Annotated in this window: 13 protein-coding genes and 1 tRNA gene; 5 read left to right on the top strand and 9 right to left on the bottom strand. The window is 68.9% G+C overall.

The window, feature by feature from the left end; all coding sequences use genetic code 11:
• Nucleotides 1-253 precede the first annotated feature (253 nt).
• Together IE317_RS43205 and IE317_RS43200 are read left to right on the top strand one after the other, a co-directional pair.
• Complete coding sequence (locus IE317_RS43205) at nucleotides 254-508, top strand: hypothetical protein (protein ID WP_191317150.1); 255 nt, start codon at nucleotides 254-256, stop codon at nucleotides 506-508.
• Nucleotides 509-584: 76 nt separating this feature from the next.
• Nucleotides 585-1,403: a hypothetical protein gene (locus IE317_RS43200; protein WP_191317149.1), complete on the top strand. Its 819-nt coding sequence runs from the start codon at nucleotides 585-587 to the stop codon at nucleotides 1,401-1,403.
• 93 nt (nucleotides 1,404-1,496) lie between these two features.
• Here the strand turns inward: IE317_RS43200 and IE317_RS43195 are convergent, their stop codons facing one another.
• From IE317_RS43195 to IE317_RS43170, 6 genes are all read right to left on the bottom strand, one after another.
• Nucleotides 1,497-2,990 carry a carboxylesterase/lipase family protein gene (locus IE317_RS43195; RefSeq protein WP_191317148.1) on the bottom strand — a complete coding sequence of 498 codons (1,494 nt, stop codon included), beginning with the start codon at nucleotides 2,988-2,990 and terminating at the stop codon, nucleotides 1,497-1,499.
• Nucleotides 2,990-4,411 (bottom strand): ATP-binding protein, encoded by a 1,422-nt coding sequence (locus tag IE317_RS43190; protein WP_191317147.1) that lies wholly within the window; start codon nucleotides 4,409-4,411, stop codon nucleotides 2,990-2,992. Before IE317_RS43190 ends, IE317_RS43195 begins: the two co-directional genes overlap by 1 nt.
• Nucleotides 4,408-6,060 (bottom strand): response regulator, encoded by a 1,653-nt coding sequence (locus tag IE317_RS43185; protein WP_191317146.1) that lies wholly within the window; start codon nucleotides 6,058-6,060, stop codon nucleotides 4,408-4,410. The genes IE317_RS43190 and IE317_RS43185 overlap by 4 nt, the downstream gene beginning before the upstream one ends.
• 10 nt (nucleotides 6,061-6,070) lie before the next feature.
• On the bottom strand, nucleotides 6,071-6,997 hold the full coding sequence (locus IE317_RS43180; protein ID WP_191317145.1) for a ribonuclease Z: 927 nt from the start codon (nucleotides 6,995-6,997) through the stop codon (nucleotides 6,071-6,073).
• 13 nt (nucleotides 6,998-7,010) lie between these two features.
• Complete coding sequence (locus IE317_RS43175; RefSeq protein WP_191317144.1) at nucleotides 7,011-7,565, bottom strand: HdeD family acid-resistance protein; 555 nt, start codon at nucleotides 7,563-7,565, stop codon at nucleotides 7,011-7,013.
• Nucleotides 7,566-7,697: 132 nt separating this feature from the next.
• On the bottom strand, nucleotides 7,698-9,866 hold the full coding sequence (locus IE317_RS43170; protein WP_191317143.1) for an RICIN domain-containing protein: 2,169 nt from the start codon (nucleotides 9,864-9,866) through the stop codon (nucleotides 7,698-7,700).
• Nucleotides 9,867-10,136: 270 nt separating this feature from the next.
• Here IE317_RS43170 and IE317_RS43165 point away from each other — a divergent pair.
• The 3 genes from IE317_RS43165 to IE317_RS43155 all read left to right on the top strand — a co-directional run bounded on the left by IE317_RS43165 (nucleotide 10,137) and on the right by IE317_RS43155 (nucleotide 11,532).
• Nucleotides 10,137-10,209: transfer RNA gene (locus IE317_RS43165), tRNA-Ala, on the top strand.
• A 358-nt stretch (nucleotides 10,210-10,567) separates the two neighbouring features.
• Complete coding sequence (locus IE317_RS43160) at nucleotides 10,568-10,888, top strand: helix-turn-helix domain-containing protein (protein WP_191317142.1); 321 nt, start codon at nucleotides 10,568-10,570, stop codon at nucleotides 10,886-10,888.
• Nucleotides 10,889-11,007: 119 nt separating this feature from the next.
• Nucleotides 11,008-11,532: a hypothetical protein gene (locus tag IE317_RS43155; protein ID WP_229903234.1), complete on the top strand. Its 525-nt coding sequence runs from the start codon at nucleotides 11,008-11,010 to the stop codon at nucleotides 11,530-11,532.
• A gap of 947 nt (nucleotides 11,533-12,479) precedes the next feature.
• On the opposite strand, the gene IE317_RS43150 is transcribed toward IE317_RS43155, so the two are convergent.
• The 3 genes from IE317_RS43150 to IE317_RS43140 form a co-directional block, all read right to left on the bottom strand.
• Nucleotides 12,480-12,875, bottom strand: a complete 396-nt coding sequence (locus IE317_RS43150) for an Imm7 family immunity protein (protein WP_191317141.1) — start codon at nucleotides 12,873-12,875, stop codon at nucleotides 12,480-12,482.
• Between the two features lie 5 nt (nucleotides 12,876-12,880).
• The gene (locus tag IE317_RS43145; RefSeq protein ID WP_191317140.1) at nucleotides 12,881-13,768 is read right to left on the bottom strand and encodes a restriction endonuclease fold toxin; all 888 of its coding nucleotides are present in this window, start codon (nucleotides 13,766-13,768) and stop codon (nucleotides 12,881-12,883) included.
• Between the two features lie 420 nt (nucleotides 13,769-14,188).
• The coding region (locus tag IE317_RS43140) for an ALF repeat-containing protein (protein WP_191317139.1) at nucleotides 14,189-15,709 on the bottom strand (1,521 nt) is incomplete at its 5' end.

The following is a 15,709-nucleotide window of genomic DNA, read 5'->3' as shown; positions in this document are numbered from 1 at the left end:
GTCGGGCGGCGCCGGGGCGGCGGGTGTCGGGAGGCGAGCGGTGGCGGGCGGGCTCGGCGAGGCCCGGCAGCGGGCGTCGGCGGGGGCGGTGGGCGTCGCCGAGGGTGCTCACCAGGCGTGCTGGAGGGTCGCGGAGAGCAACGGAAGCGGCCGAACGGCGCAATCTGGGCTGGGATGCGTTTGATCCGTCACCCGATCCGGGAATTTTCGCGGCATGTCTCCTTGGCGAACCACCACCAGACGGAACACGGCCGTGCGGGTCATCACGGCGATCGGCGCGATCTTCGCGGGGATCGAAGTTCTCTACATGATCATGGTGCTTGCCGGTGCGAACGCCGGCAATGCCTTCTTCCAGTTCATCAAGTCGCTGGCGGTTCCTCTCGCGTTGTTCTGGCCCGGTTTGTTCCCGGTCGACAGCCCCAGCCTGCAGGTGATTCTCGACTTCGGCCTCGCCGCGGTGTTCTGGCTGGTCGTCACCGGCATCATCGCCCGCTTCGCGGGCCGGTGACCGGAGGCGATCCGCTGGCCCAACCGGGAACCACCCGCCGTCGCCGCCGCCGGTGTCCGTGGGCGACACTGGACGGATGAGCGACGGCAGGTGGTTCGACGGCTGGTCGCCGTGGCCCGAGCTGGCCGGGCTGGCCGCGGCCGGGCGTTCACTGCTCCCGAACGTCCCGGTCACGCCGGCCGCCTTGGCGCGCACCGTCACCGAACAGCTCGTCGGGCGCAGGCTGACCACGACCGTGGGTGACCGCGAAGTCGGCCTCACCCTCACCGCACTCGACTACCCGGCCGACAGCCTCCGGCTGGCCACCGGCCGCCTCGGCGACGTCCGGATCGTCGCCGAGGACGTCGACTGGCCGGAGCACGAACCGGACGGCGGCAGCATTCCGCTGCGCCGGGTCATCGTGATCGCCGAAGACGTCCGCCTCCGCTCGCTGCCCACGCCCGCCGCCATTCCCGCGCGTGTCCGGCTGCAGATCGCCGTGTCCGCGGACGTACTGCGCGAACGGGTGGCGGCGGTCCGGCCCGGGATCGTCGCGTCTCCCGCCGGGAACGGGCTGCTCCGGATCCGCTGGGCCAAGCACCCGCACTGGGGCCACCTGACCCTGCGGCCCCAGGTGGCGGACGACGCCGTGCTCCTCCTGCCCCAGACGCTCCACATCGGACAGAAGGAACTGCGCGCACCGAAGCGCTTCCGGCCCATCGAGGTGCCGCTGCCGGAACTCCCGCCGGGCACGAGACTGACGAAGGTCGAGCCACGGCACGACGAACTCGTGCTGCACGCAGTGGCGGAGGAATGGCCGGACCGGCTTTCCCGCATTCCCCTCGCCGATCTGCTGAGCTGGCTGACGACCGCCGCCATGACGTTGACCCTGCCGAAACTCGGTACGCGCCCATGACTTTCCTCCCTCCATGAGCCGGGCAATGCCGGACAACGAACACGCTACTCGCACACGTGTTCGAACATCATCACTCACAAGGGTAGAGGTACCTCAGGACACCGGAAACCACGTTCCGGACGCCCACTCGACGTCCCCCCACGCCGCGCGCTCGTCCGCCCGCGGGTCGAGCACCAGGTCCGTGTCCTCCCGGAACACCATGACCGGCCGTAGTTCCGGCCCGTACAACGGCCATTCCGGTCCGTCGGCCGACGCGACACCGGACCGCACGAACCCCACCCAGCACCGGTGGATGAGCAAGGCCGCCCGCTCGCGCGCCGGGTTCACCGCGGTTCCCTGTGCGGCCAACGGAAGCGGCACCTTCCACGCCATCGTGGTTTCCGTCCCGTGCCCGCCGTCGAGCTGTTCAGGCACCCCGGGCGCGGCGATGTCGATCCGGTACCGGTAGACGGGAGCGTGCGCGGACTGCGCGTCGGCGAGCCGCTGCGTCGGAATCCCGTACCGCTCGTCGCCCATCGCGGCGATCCGGGCGGCCTGCAGATCGGGCATTCGGCGAAGATACGTCTCGAGCAGCCGTGAAGCGCCCGAATCACCGAGGATGCCCGAGAGCACACCGGAAGCCGGCGCGGTGGCGACATCTTCGCCGAGCATCATCGCGTACGTGCTGCCTTCGTTGCTGTTGCAGCCGACCAGCAACGGAATCCCGGCCGCACTCCCCCGCCGGATCGGCCCGATCGGTACTTCCGGCAGCGCCGTCGGGTGCAACGTCGGGCGCCACAGCCACAACGCCTGGAACCCGCTCAGGATCCGCTCCTGCGCCTCGACGAACTCCTTGGCCGGCAGCGAGCGCAGCGCCGCGAGGTCGTGGCAGCCGACCTCGTCCAGCAGCCGCCGCGCCAGCGCCGTCCCGGCCTCCGGCGTCGCCACGTGGTCCGCCCCGCCGGAACTGCTGATGGCCTGCGCGAACAACCCCGCACCGAGCGGGCTGCCCATGAGGTTCCCGACGCTCTTCGCGCCCGCCGACACGCCGTAAACCGTGATCCGCGCCGGATCGCCGCCGAACGCGGAGATGTTGCGGCGCACCCACTTCAGGGCCTCGACCTGGTCGAGGAAGCCGCACACACCGGCGTCTGGCTCCGCGGAACCGAAGATCCCGGCGAGGTGCAGGAAGCCGAGCGACCCGAGCCGGTAGTTGATCGTGACGACGACGATCCCGGCGCGCGCGAACTCTTCGCCGTCCCCCAGCTGCTCGCCGTGGCCGACGCGGTAACCGCCGCCGTGCAGCCAGAACAGCACCGGCCGGCCACCCGCCGGTGCGGGTCCCTCCGGCGTGCAGACGTTGAGGTACAGGCAGTCCTCGTCGCACACGGCGGCCGGGTTCATCGGGTCCGGCGACTGCATGGCGTGCGGGCCGTACTCGGTGGCCACGTGCACCCCGCCGGACAGCGACGGCGGCTGCGGCGCCTTCCACCGCAGCTCGCCGACCGGCGGGCGGGCGTACGGGATCCCGCGCCAGACGCGGACGCCGTCACCCGCCAGCCCGACCAGCGCCCCGAGTTCGGTCGTGACCGTCGGGACGGAAGCCATCAGAGCGAGGCCTGCTCGACCGTCGGCAGGCAGACCTCGAACCGGGTGTTCCCCGGCGCGGACTCGACGCGCAGGTCGCCCTGGTGCCGTTCGACGACGATCTTCCACGAGATGTCCAGGCCCAGCCCGGTGCCCTCGCCGACCGGCTTGGTCGTGAAGAACGGCTCGAAGATCCGCGGCTTGATGTCCGCGGGGATGCCCGGGCCGGTGTCGCCGATCTCGACGCGGACCTGGTCGTTCTCGCCCCACGTCCGCAGGGTCAGCGTGCCCTCGCCCTGCATCGCGCCGAGGGCGTTGTCGATGATGTTCGTCCAGACCTGGTTCAGCTCGGCCGGGTACGCCGGGATCTTCGGCAGGCTGCGGTCGTACTCCTTGACGACCCGGACACCAGCGCCGATCTTGCCGGAGAGCATCACGAGCGTGGAGTCGAGGCCGTCGTGGACGTCGACCCACTGGTGCGGCGCCCGGTCCATCTGCGAGTACTGCTTGGCCTTGCCGACCAGGGCGGAGATGCGCGTGGTGGAGTCCTCGATCTCGCCCATCAGCATCTCGGTTTCGAGGGCGTAGGCGAGCCAGCGGACGGCGCCGTCGATGAAGGTGTCGCCCACCTGCTCGAGGACGTGGTCCAGGTCGGCCGTGGTCAGCCCGGCGCGGACGTAGATGTCGGCGAGGTCCCAGCCGCCGTCGATGCCGCGTTCGTCGAACCAGTCGCCGATCTCGTCCTCGCGGTCGGCCTGCTGCATCGCCGTCAGCTTCTCCGCCTGCGCGACCTGCTTGACCAGGCGTTCCTGGACGTCGATGAGCTGGTAGAGCAGCTCCGGCTCGATGTCCTTCTTGGCCAGGAAGGCGAGCTTGTGCCGCATCCCGGCGACGCGTTCGCGCAGGGCGGACGTCGCCCGGACGGCGGCCGCGGCCGGGTTGTTCAGCTCGTGCGTCAGGCCGGCCGAGAGCTCACCGAGGGCGAGCAGCCGGCGGCGGGAGCCGATCACGGTGTCGCTGTTGCGCCAGCCGAGGTACATGCCCTCCAGCAGGTGCGTCGCCATCGGGAACCACTTGCGGAACTGGACGGAGAACTCCGCGGCCGGCAGCGCGAGCACCGTCAGGTCGCTCAGCGCCTGCACCGAAGCGCCGTAGTTGTGCTCGGCTTCCTGGTGCACGAAGAACTGCGTCGCGCCGAAGTAGGCGCCGCGCTGATCGGACCGGTTGACCTCGATCTCGGCGCCGCTGACCAGCCGGGTCATCCGGACGGCGCCGTTCAGGATCACGTAGAAGCAGGTGGCCTCGCCGCCCTCGCGGATGACGAAGCTGTCGCCTTCGTACTCCTCGAGCACGGCGTTGGCGGCGACCCAGTCGAGCTGCTCTTCGGAAAGGTGTTCGAACAGGAAGAGGCCGCGAAGCTCTTCCCGCGGCAGTGCGCTCATTGTTCCTCCAGGTACCGGTGTACCAGCGTCACGGCCATCGCGCCCTCGCCGACCGCGGAGGCCACCCGCTTGACCGACTGGGACCGCACGTCACCGGCCACGAACACGCCCGGGATGGACGACTCGAGGTAGTACGGGTCACGGTCGAGCGGCCAGCCCGCCGGCCGCTGCCCGGCGCTCCGGAGGTCCGGGCCGGTGCACACGAACCCGTGCTCGTCGCGGTGGATGGCGTCGCCGAGCCAGTCGGTGCGCGGGGCGGCGCCGATGAAGATGAACAGGTGCCCGGTCTCGACCGTCTCGGTGACGCCGTTCTCGCAGAGCGTGAGCCGCTCGAGGTGCCCGTCGCCGTGGACCTGCTTGACCGTGGTGTGCGTGCGGACGTGGATGTTCCCGATGCCCGCGATCTGCTCGATCAGGTAGTGGGACATCGACGCCTCCAGCGAGGCACCGCGCACCAGGATCGTCACGTCGCTGGCGTGCTTGGCGAAGAACACCGCGGCCTGCCCGGCGGAGTTGGCGCCGCCGACGATGTAGACGTGCTCGCCCTTGCACTCGGGCGCCTCGGTCGCGGCCGAGCCGTAGTAGACGCCACGGCCGGTCAGCTCCTCGACGCCGTCGGCTTCGAGGGCGCGGTAGGTGACGCCGCTGGCGAGGATCACCGAGTGCGCGGCGATCTCGCTGCCGTCACCGAAGGTGATCACCCGCGACGAACCGCGGGCTTCCAGGCCGACGACGTCCCGGGCGGTCAGCACCTCGGCGCCGAACTTCTGCGCCTGGCGCCGCGCCCGGTCGGTCAGCTGCGCGCCCGACACGCCGTCCGGGAAGCCGAGGTAGTTCTCGATGCGCGAGCTCGTGCCGGCCTGGCCGCCGGTGGCCTTCTTCTCGACGAGCACCGTGCGCAGGCCCTCGGAGGCGCCGTACACCGCGGCGCCGAGGCCGGCCGGGCCTCCTCCGATGACGACGAGGTCGTAGAACTCCTGCGCCGGCCGGGTCGACAGGCCGACCGCGTCGGCGATCTCGCTGCCGGTCGGGTTCTTGAGGACGGCGCCGTCCGGGGTGACGACCACCGGGATGTCGGCTTCGGTGGCCTCGGCCGCCTGGAGCAGGCGTTTGCCCTCGTCCTCGTCGACGGAGTACCAGCGGTACGGCACGGCGTTGCGCGCGAGGAAGTCGCGCATGTGGAACGACGGCGACGAGTACTTGTGGCCGAGGAGCTTGACCTCTTCGACCGGCTTGTCGCCGACCGCCTTCCACGTCTCGACCAGGGCGTCGATCACCGGGTAGAGCTTCTCCTCCGGTGGGTCCCACGGCTTGAGCAGGTAGTGGTCGACGTCGACGACGTTGATCGCCTGGATCGCGGCGTCGGTGTCGGCGTAGGCGGTCAGCAGGGCACGGCGGGCGTGCGGGAACAGGTCCATCGCCTTCTCGAGGAAGGCGATCCCGTCCATCTGGGGCATCCGGTAGTCGGCGAGGATCGCCGCGACGGCGTCGCCGCGCAGCTTGATCTCGCGCAGCGCGTCGAGGGCGTCCGGGCCGGAGTCGGCGCGGATGACGCGGTAGTCCTTCCCGTAGCGCCGGCGCAGGTCACGGGCGACCGAGCGGGACACGGCGGGATCGTCGTCGACGGTCATCAGGATCGGCTGGCTCACGAGATGCAGCCTACGGCGCTTCTTGCCGCGTGGGGAAAGAACGCCGTTTCGGCACCTGGACCCGCTCCAGGTCCTGCGCGACGACGATCTCGCCGTCGAACTCGGCCCGCGCTTCGGCTTCGAAGCGTCCCGGATCGGGGTAGCGCTGCGAGAAGTGGGTCAGCACGAGCTGCCGGACGCCGGACTCGGCGGCGACCCGGGCGGCCTGCCGGGCGGTCAGATGGCCGAAGTCCTTCGCCAGGGACGTGTCCTCGGCGAGGAACGTCGATTCGATCACCAGCGTGTCGGCGTTTTCGCTGAGCGCGTACACCGCGTCGCACAGGCGAGTGTCCATCACGAACGCGAACCGCTGGCCGGGCCGCGGCTCGCTGACGTCCTCGAGGTTCGTGGCCCCCAGGCGCCCCTCCCGCTGGAGCCAGCCGACGTCCGGGCCCGCGATGCCGCGTTCGCGCAGTTTCCCCGGGAGCATCGTGCGGCCGTCCGGCTCGATCAGCCGGTAGCCGAACGCCTCGACGGGGTGGCTCAGCCGCCTCGCCTCGAGGGTGAGCTTCCCGGTGGCGATCGGGCCGTCCTCGGCGATCGGGTGTTCCCGCAGGTCGGCCTGCTCGTAAAAGGCCGTCGCGTGCCGCATCCGCGCGAAGTAATGCGCGCCGGAGGCCGGGAAGTGGGCGTGGACCGGGTGCGGCACCTTGTCCAGCGACAGCCGCTGGATCACCCCGGGCAGGCCGAGGCTGTGGTCGCCGTGGAAGTGCGTGACGCAGATCCGCGTGACGTCCGTGGCGGCGACACCGGCCCGCAGCATCTGGCGCTGGGTGCCTTCGCCGGGGTCGAAGAGGATGCCCTCGCCGTCCCAGCGGAGGAGGTAGCCGTTCTGGTTGCGGTGGCGCGTGGGCACCTGGCTCGCGGTGCCCAGCACCACCAGTTCGCGGGTCGACACCCCCGCACGGTACTCAGGCGGCGAGCTTGCGCAGGCGGAAGGCGAGCACCAAGAGCACGATCCCGTACAGCAGCGCGTAAATCCCGACGAGCAGGGCGATTCCGTACGCCCCGGCGATCGGGTTGATCACGATGAAGATCCCGGCGAGCACGGAGATCGCGCCGGCCAGGATGAGGAAGGCCTCCCCCTGGATCTGCTTGCGCAGGCGGATGGCCGCCGCGATCTCGGCGATGCCGGTGACGATCGCCCACAGGCCGACCAGCAGGGCCAGCAGCAGGACGGTGATGCCGGGCCAGACCAGGACGAGGATCCCGGCGACGATGCCGAGCGCGCCGAGGATCCCGTAGGCGGCGCGGTGGCCGGCGTCACCCGGGCGGAAGGCCTGCATGAGGCCGCCGATGCCGTCGATGATCGCGTACACGCCGTACAGGATCGCCAGGACGAGGACAGTGGCGCCGGGCCAGATCAGCGCGAAGAGCCCGAAGAGCACGGCGAACACACCGCGGACGGCGGTGATCGGCCAGGCCTTGCGGGGTTCGACGACGGAGAACGCTGCGAAGGAGGTCATCTGCCGCTCCCGGATCTAGGGACTCCCAGTATCGCGACGTTTACCCCGTCCGGCGCCCGGAACACCCCGTTCGGGGGTATCCACAAAGGACCGGCGTGCGCCGCGGCCGCCACCACGGCGCACGCCGGTGATTCAGGGGTAACTCACCAGGTTGACGGCCTTCGTGCCGGACGGCGTCGCCGGGCCCGTGTTGTTGATCACGTGCGTGATCGTGCCCTGGTAGTTGAGCGACACGGTCACCATGTCGTGGAACCGGACACCCGGCGTGTTCGGCGCCTCGTACGCGTGCGCGCTGGCCACGGACGGGTTGGTGCTGAAGTAGCAGTAACTGCCCAGCCCCCAAGCTTCGTGACTGGTGACGTTCGGGCTCACCTTGTAGGCGGAGAAGCCCTGGGTCGAGCCGTTCATCCAGCTCGCCTGGTTCGGCACGTCGTAGGGCATCTCGTTCTGGAAGAAGTAGGTCCGGCCGCCGTTGCCGTTCCAGACCACCTGCGTCTTCTGGTAGTGCTCGACGAAGAGGCCGTACATCGTGACGTCGTTGCCGTTGACGATCAGCCCGGTGTCGGCGGTGTTCGTGGTCCAGCCGACGTACTCGTTGCGCTCGGCGTGGTCGGCGCGCCAGATCCACATGTGGTCGCCGATCACGTTGCTGCTGTTGACGACCAGGCTGTTCGTCGCCTTCCCGACGGCGGCGCCGCCGATCCGGAAGAACACGTCGTGCAGCGACGTCGGGTTCGCCGCGTGGTTCGCGCTCGAGCCGGCCGGGCCGACCTGCATGAGCGTGTTCGAGCTGGTCGTGCCGGCGTCGATCAGCAGGCCGGCGACCTTGACGCCGTCGACGTCGTCCACGGTCATCGCGGTGATGCCGTTGTCGGGGATCAGCGTGGCGATGCCCAGGCCGAGCACGACGGTGTCCGGACGGGTGACGCGCAGGGTCTGGTTCAGGTGGTAGACACCCGGCGTGACCAGCAGGTTCTTGCCCGCGGCCAGCGCGGCGTTCATCTCCGCGGCGGTGGCGCCGGGCTTGGCGATGAAGAATTGGTCGATCGGGACCGAGGTGCCGGGCGCGGCGCCGTTCGCCCACGTCGTGCCGGACGCGTTGGTCTTGATGGCGGGCACGAACACCTGGTACTTGCCGGCGCTGTCGATGTAGAGGAAGGGCTTCTCGCGCACAACCGGCGTCTGACCGACGGTGGTGTACGGCGGCGCCGGGAAGGTGTTGGCGGGCGCGCCCTGGACGCCGGCGAAGACCATGTTCCAGTTCGAGCCGTTCCAGCTTCCGAACTGCGAGTTCCGGGAGATCCACTGCTGCTGCGAGCCGGAGCGGACCTGGCCGTCGATCTTCGTGTCGGAGATCCAGCCACCGCTGGCCCAGCCGCCGTCGTCGAGCTGAAGGTCACCGCGGACGTGCATGCGCCGGTAGGGCGCGGCCTGGGAGACCGCCCACCGGTCGGCGCCCCCGTTCGGCGTCACGGACAGGTTCTCGGCGCCCCGCCAGAAGTTCTGGGTGGCGTTCTGCGGCGGGAACCAGTCGGCCTCGACGTGCACGGCGCCGTTGACGTTCACGGCGTCGGGGCTCAGGCCGAGGCCCAGGACCTGCGTGTAGAAGCCGACGTTGACGTCGTTGGCGTAGGTGCCGGGCTTGAACATGACGGCGTAGCGCTGGCCGCCGAACTGGTTGCGTTCCTGCTGGGCGAAGATGCTGTCGAGCCGGCTCTGGATGGTCGAGCTCGGCATGGACGGGTCGAAGATCACCACGTTCGGGCCGAAGTCGGGCTGGCTCGTGTCCATGGGGGTCAGCATGAAGGACTGGGCGGCGGTGCCGTTGCAGGTGTACTGCTGGAGCTGGACATCGCCGGTGGAGGCACCGGGGACGTCGAGGCACTTCCCGCTGTTGCGGCTGGCGAAGTGATACCGGCCACCGCCCTCGTCGACGGCCTGCCACTGCTGGTTGGCACCGCCCCCGTAGGTCCAGAGCTGGAGCAGACCACCGTCGGCGGTGGAGACGTCCTTGACGTCCCAGGTCGCGGCCGGGTTGGCGCGGGCGTTGACCCGGAAGTAGCCGTCCCCGGTGGCCTGGAACTGCCACTGCTGCGAAGCGGTCTGGTTGCAGGCGTACTGCTGGACGACGGTCCCGTCGGCGGTCCCGGCGGCCCGGGCATCGACACACTTCCCGCTGTTGACGGCGGCAACGGTGTACCACCCGTCCGGGGTCACCGCTGCTTCAGCGCTCGTCGTCACCATGCTTCCGACCAGGACCGACGCTGCCGCGAGCAGCGTCATCACCCGCCGTCTCGTCATCGAAGCCTCCTCTGCCGCGCACGCGGCGTCATCGAGAGGTGTGCCCGGTGTTGGAGACGCGGCGTAACGGGCGGGGACCTCGGCGTCACAACCGCGCAAAATGTAACGGCGGCCACAGCGAGGCGTCAATACAGGACTAAAAATAAGGTGTGAACCTGCTGGTCAGCGCGTTGTGGATCGCGGGACAGGGTTGTGAGGACCCCCGCGCGGAGGGCCTCTGGGCGGGGTGTACTGTATGGGCATACGAGATGCGGAGTTCACCTTCGCCTCGGGGCTATGGCGCAGCTGGTAGCGCACCTCACTGGCAGTGAGGGGGTCAGGGGTTCGAGTCCCCTTAGCTCCACAGTGACGAAACACCGCCCACCGGAACAGAAGTTCCAGGTAGGCGGTTTTTTCGTTGGCCCGGATCTTGAGTTTCGTCAAGAAGAAGTCCAGCTACCGGCTAGTAGCTGGGGCAAAACTGGGGCACGGGCCCGAGAGCGGCGAAATGGGGTCACGAAAAGTGCCCCAGCAGCGTCCCCCGGACAGGTGGACGCCAAAGGTTCTTTGCGTGCATCTTCGTGCCGCCGGCCGCGGGCACAGCCTCCTCGCCGGGTGCCCGGTCGAAGCGGTTCGCCGCGGATCATCGCAGCGCTGTCTCCTCCCCTGCGGCTGAATGGAGTTAGGGGCGACCACGATCCGTCGCTCACTTCGAGGCCGCCATGCAAACCGACCATGAAGTCATCCGGCGACCTGACGCTGCGGAGCTCGAGCTGCCGAGGCACTCCCAGCCCGCTGGCTCCGCTGCCGACGGAGGGCACCGACTCCTCTACACGCCAGCAGCCGCGGCCGAGCGGCTGACCGTCAGCGAGTCCTGGCTCCGCCGCAAAGCCGGCCAGCGCCTCATCCCCTGCACGTTCGTCGGCAAACACCTGCGCTTCACCGAAGACGACCTTCGCGCCATCGTTGCTGCCGGCCACCGCGGACCGAGCAACCGTGACCAGACCAGTCGCCCCGGACACCGACGTCGCACCCGTCGCTGACACCCGATCCGGTCGCACACCGAGGTTCTTCGCCGAACACGCTTCCTCTCTGTCGCCTATGGAGCGGTCCTGGACACGCACCACCACGCGACCCCCTCACCACAGCGCAGGAGCTCACCGTGCCCTGGACCGAACCCGCCGGCGACGACACCTGGCGAGTCCGCTACCGCCGCACCGACGGCACCAAAGGCGCCATCTCCGGCTTCCCCACCCCCGACGCCGCCGAAGACCACATCAGCACCATGCTCCACGAACAACGCACCGGAACCTGGATCGACCCCGAAGACGGCCGCACCACCATCGCCGAATTCGCCCCCGCCTGGCTCGACTCCCTCGACATCGACCAACGCACCGAAGAGAACTACCGCAGCTTCCTCAAAGTCCACATCCTCCCCCGCTGGGACAACACCGCCTTCGCCGAACTCACCAACCTCGGCATCCGCACCTGGGAAAAGAAGCTGCGCGCCTCGATGCTGGCGAAGACCACGGTCGACAGCATCATCAAATGTTTCTCGCTCCTGCTCTCCGACGCCGTGCCGGAGAAGCTGATCGCGGCCAACCCCCTCGTCGCCCGCCGCCGCGAACGACTAGGCGATTCTCTATCGCCGCAGGTCAGGACCATGATCGACCCTCACTCGCAGTGAGGGGGCCAGGGGTTCGAGTCCCCTAGCTCCACTCTCTCAGAGAACCCCTTCGTTTCAGCCTTCCGGGCTGTTCGGAGGGGTTTTTCTGCATTCCGGCTTTGATGTTCGGTGATCGGCTTGCCGCGTGATCTTGTGCTCCTGGGCCCGGTCGGCGGGTGACCCCACCGTGGCGAAGAGGGGGACAACCGGTGCCAGCCGCGCCCTGTCGGCCACACTCGGCGACGGCGTCGGCGGCAGTGGCGCCGCCGTGTGCCGTCGGCGGTCGAGGGCATCGAGCAGCCGCTGCTCGACCTCCGGGGGCGGCGTGGGAGTAGGTCTCGATGACCCGGTTGTCCAGATGATGACCAAGCCGAGCCTGCGCGATCTCCGGAGCACCGCCCGCGATCAGCCAGGTCTTGTGACTGTGCCGCAACTCGTGAAAAGTCAACCCCGGCCGGACCGCCGCACAGCCCGCCTTCGTCCCGGACGCGTCGCTGGGATCGACCGCGGGACGGAAGACCCGACGGTGGAACTTCGAGCGCCACAGCCACGTCCCGCTCGGCGTCGTGAACACAAGCCCTTGGCCGGCCGACCGCGCCACGGCCTCGAAGGACGTCAGCGTGCGCTACAACGCAGGCAGCTGCGCGCTGGTCCTGAACTTCTCCCGCGCGCCCGACGCTCACCACACGGGCGGCCCCTTCCCCTGGTGGGAGTGGATCAGCAAGTCCTGCCTCGTTGACCCAGTGGCCCGAAAGTTCCCAGACGGCACCACCGCGAAGCAGGACAAGCGTTCCGCACCGGACGCCGACAGCTTCGCCACGCCGCTGGGCGACCGCGAGGCTGTCGGCGGCACCAACCCAGACTGGCGGACAGCCTCAAAACCCTCTTGCCGGGGTCCTGACCTCGATGCTCGGCATCGGCGTCGGAACCGCAGCCCGCATCCTGGTCGAATTCGGCGACGCCCGAGTTCAGTCCTCGATGACGGGATGAACCGGCGAAAGGAACGGGTCCAAGCGCAAATGAAGCGCGCCTCGCGACATCACTCGGACTCGAAACGCACCCGGACCAGGGGGGCTATCCATGTCGTCTGACCGTTCATACAAGACGCCCCACGACCCGGGGAACTCTCGAGCGACGTACTCGAGCAGTTCGGTCAGTTCCCGTTCTTCGTCCCGGCGACGGTTCGGCGCCCCGTTGACAGTCAAGAATGATAGTCCGTTGAATACTTTTAGCGCCGCCTCTCCGGACGCCCAGTTAATGGCGGAAACTCGCTTCCGGAGTTCTTTCAGCGATTCATCAAATCTCTCAGCCTCAATCTCTTCCGGAGTTTCCGCCAAGCCGAACCAGCCGTGAAATTCATACAATTAGATCACCCAAGAGGTCCGATGTCGATAACGGGTTGCACGCCATATCGTTGCCCGTACTCCGCCAGCTTTGCTAGCACCTGAGCGGCTGGCGGCCCTTCAAAGTGAAAGTAGGGAACGCGACCGGATTGTATCGCGAAGACGAATGTCTCCTTGGCTTGCTTGCGAAACTGACTGCCAACCTGAAGCCCGGCAGGCTTGCTCTGGGCGATGTAAGCGTCACTGACCGCGTCGATCTCTCGGCCTTTAGGATCATTGGCGAACTTGACCCGCGAGACACCGCTGAGCTTTTGCGCCAGCGCATCCGCGGCCGGATCAGGGCTATTGACCTGAACGAGAGCACCAAGTCCACCATTTACGCATTCGTCTCCGTTGTTGTTGTGCACCAGTACAGGTACACCACCGGCCTCGACGTAGTAAGTGTGGAGACCGTCTACGGTGAGGTTATACGTACGCGCGCCACCAGCGTAACGGCGGTTCGCGAGAACAGTGAGATGACCGTCGTGCGGACTGTCGAGCTGAGCCCCAGGAGCCAGTGCCGCGGCCGGCGTCCACGTGTGCGCTGCGCGGTCCCAGAAGAGGTGGTGCGCCGTGGCGGTGACATGCGCGGCATCGACGACGTGCTGCTGGAGCACCGAGCTGTCCGGCTCGGCGTTGGTGATGCGGTCTCCTGTTCTGACAGCCTCGATGGGCTTGCTCGTGCCGTCGGCCATCAGCACGCGAGTGCCCGCGACGAAACTGTTCCCCCGGCAGACGATCCCACTGATCTCGTCGGCAACCTCGTCCACCTGGGCGAGTTCTGCTTCACTTTGCCTGGCAAGGCTGGCGGTTTCGCCGAGTTCGGCGTTAATTTCGACGCCGACAACATCGAAGGCGCTCCTGCCGTTGGCCATCGCCTCGGCCAGCTCGGCCGACGCAGCGAGAGCGTTGAATTCGCCGAGTTCGGCACCTGCACCTCCGAGCAGTGCGAGTACGTCGCAGATGCCATCGCAGGCGGCGGTGAGCAGGCTGAAGCCGATGAACAGGAAGATGTCCTTGACTGGGTCCGAGCTGTCGTCGGTCGGGCTGGAGTAGAGGTTCTGGGCTTGGTAGTTGGGGTTGAAGAGGTTGTATGGCTGCAGGCAGTTGTTGGTGTCCCAGCTGCCTTTGGGGTTGTACTGGCGGCAGAGGTCCTGCAGTTCGTGCAGGATGCGGTCCTTCTGGGCCGGGGTGCCGGTGAGCAGCAGGATGCAGTCTTCGTCGCTGTAGTACGACCGCGCCGCCGCGGGTCGTAGTTCGGATTTGCATGCTTGCTTGCGCTGTTCGATGACCTGTTATTTTTCGGTCTCGACCTTTGTGGTGACTGCGTCCCAGGCTGCGTGTGCTGCGTCGGCGGCTTCTTTGGCACTCTTGCCGGCACTGAGAGCGTCGTTGTAGGCGTTGTGCGCGGAGGTCGCAGCGTCACGCGCGTAACCTGCGGCTACCGCCGCCGGGTGGGAGGCCCACGCGGCAGAGCGGCCGGCTTGGTCGGCGGCGGCGGTCGCGGAGGCGGCTGCAGCGGCGGCTGTGTTGGCCGATGCTTGCGCTTGCTGGGCGAAGGTGGCGGCGCGGTTGGCAGCGTCTTGGGCTTGTTGGGCGGCGTCGGCGGCCTGCGCTGCTGCGGTGGCTGCCTGTTCGGCCCACGCTGCCGCTTGGCCGGCGGCGTCGCGGGCGCGGGCCGCGGCGGCCTGCGCTTCGTCCGCGTCGTGAGTGGCGGAGGCGGCGGCGCTGGTGGCCTCGGCGAGCAGGCTGTCGATGGCGGCGTTGTGCGCGGCGGTGTTCTGGTCGCGCCGGGCGGCGGTGTACTGGCCCACGGTCAGGAACGCATGTGCCAGCGTCGGTGGTCCGTCCAGCGCCGCTTGCGCACCGGCGACGACCTCGCGGAACCCCGCAGCGCGGGCGGCCGACTGCACCTGAGCGACCTTGACCAGATCGTCGTTCTGCAAGGCGATGTACTGGTCGGTGTCGAGGAACTCCCGCAGTGCCTGATCGGTTCCGGCGTCCAGCGCGTTCTGCCCGTGCTGAACGACCACGGTCCGGCCGGCTGCTCTGGCGGCGGACATGATCTGGCTGACCTGGAGGGTGTCGTCCTGCAGCCGGCCCGGGTAGTCGCGACTGCGCAAGAAGTTCCGCACGTCGGCGTCGGTACCGGCCAAAGCCGCTGCAGCAGCCGTCTTGAAACCGGGCGTGCCGGTGTCGGACAGTTCGGCAAGGATGACGCGGTCGTCCTGTCCCGCTGCCGCGATCAGGCCGGTGGTGATGAAGTCGGCAGCTTCGTCGTCGCTGGCCGCGACCGCGGTCAGCGACGCCGCCTTGGTCCACGGGCCACCGGTGTCGGCCAGCTTCAACGCGACCTTGCGCGCATCGCTGATGATCGTGGCGCGCGCGGCGCCCGGAGTGGTGGCTTCGGCGATGAGGCGGTGGGTGTCGGTGTCCCAGGTGCTGGCCTGGTCCTGGTCCCAGCGCGGCGGGACCGGCTGGGTGGCGTAGGCCGCGGCCGCGTCGAGTGCCACGTCGTCGGCCTGCTGCCCGGCCAGCGCGATCCGGTCGTCGTCGGCCTGGCGGGCGACCTGCGCGATCTGCCCCGCCTGCTGCGCCGCCGTCACGGCCGTGGTCGCCGCGGCGTTCGCGTGGTCGGTGGCCTTCTGCGCCGCCTCCGCCGCGTTCCCGGCGAACACCGCCGCCGCGGCGGCAGCATCAGCCGCGGTGTTGGCATTGTCCGCGGCGGCGTCCGCGGCATCGGCGGCCAGCGGGAGCCTCGCCTGCGGAGCGCTGAGGCCCGGCTGCCTCGGTTGAACCCGCGGCGCGACGCGCTG

The sequence above is a fragment of the Amycolatopsis bullii genome (assembly GCF_014654205.1).
Lineage (GTDB): Bacteria > Actinomycetota > Actinomycetes > Mycobacteriales > Pseudonocardiaceae > Amycolatopsis > Amycolatopsis plumensis.
Note: the sequence above shows the minus strand (reverse complement) of the source record. Positions and strands in the feature narration are given on the sequence as shown.

Bases quoted from the DNA above. Each gene is read 5' to 3' on its own strand.
- IE317_RS43200 (WP_191317149.1), top strand. From the start codon at position 585: ATGAGCGACGGCAGGTGGTTCGACGGCTGGTCGCCGTGGCCCGAGCTG.
- IE317_RS43195 (WP_191317148.1), bottom strand. From the start codon at position 2,990: ATGGCTTCCGTCCCGACGGTCACGACCGAACTCGGGGCGCTGGTCGGG.
- IE317_RS43190 (WP_191317147.1), bottom strand. From the start codon at position 4,411: ATGAGCGCACTGCCGCGGGAAGAGCTTCGCGGCCTCTTCCTGTTCGAA.
- IE317_RS43175 (WP_191317144.1), bottom strand. From the start codon at position 7,565: ATGACCTCCTTCGCAGCGTTCTCCGTCGTCGAACCCCGCAAGGCCTGG.
- IE317_RS43170 (WP_191317143.1), bottom strand. From the start codon at position 9,866: ATGACGAGACGGCGGGTGATGACGCTGCTCGCGGCAGCGTCGGTCCTG.
- IE317_RS43160 (WP_191317142.1), top strand. From the start codon at position 10,568: ATGCAAACCGACCATGAAGTCATCCGGCGACCTGACGCTGCGGAGCTC.
- IE317_RS43145 (WP_191317140.1), bottom strand. From the start codon at position 13,768: ATGGCCAACGGCAGGAGCGCCTTCGATGTTGTCGGCGTCGAAATTAAC.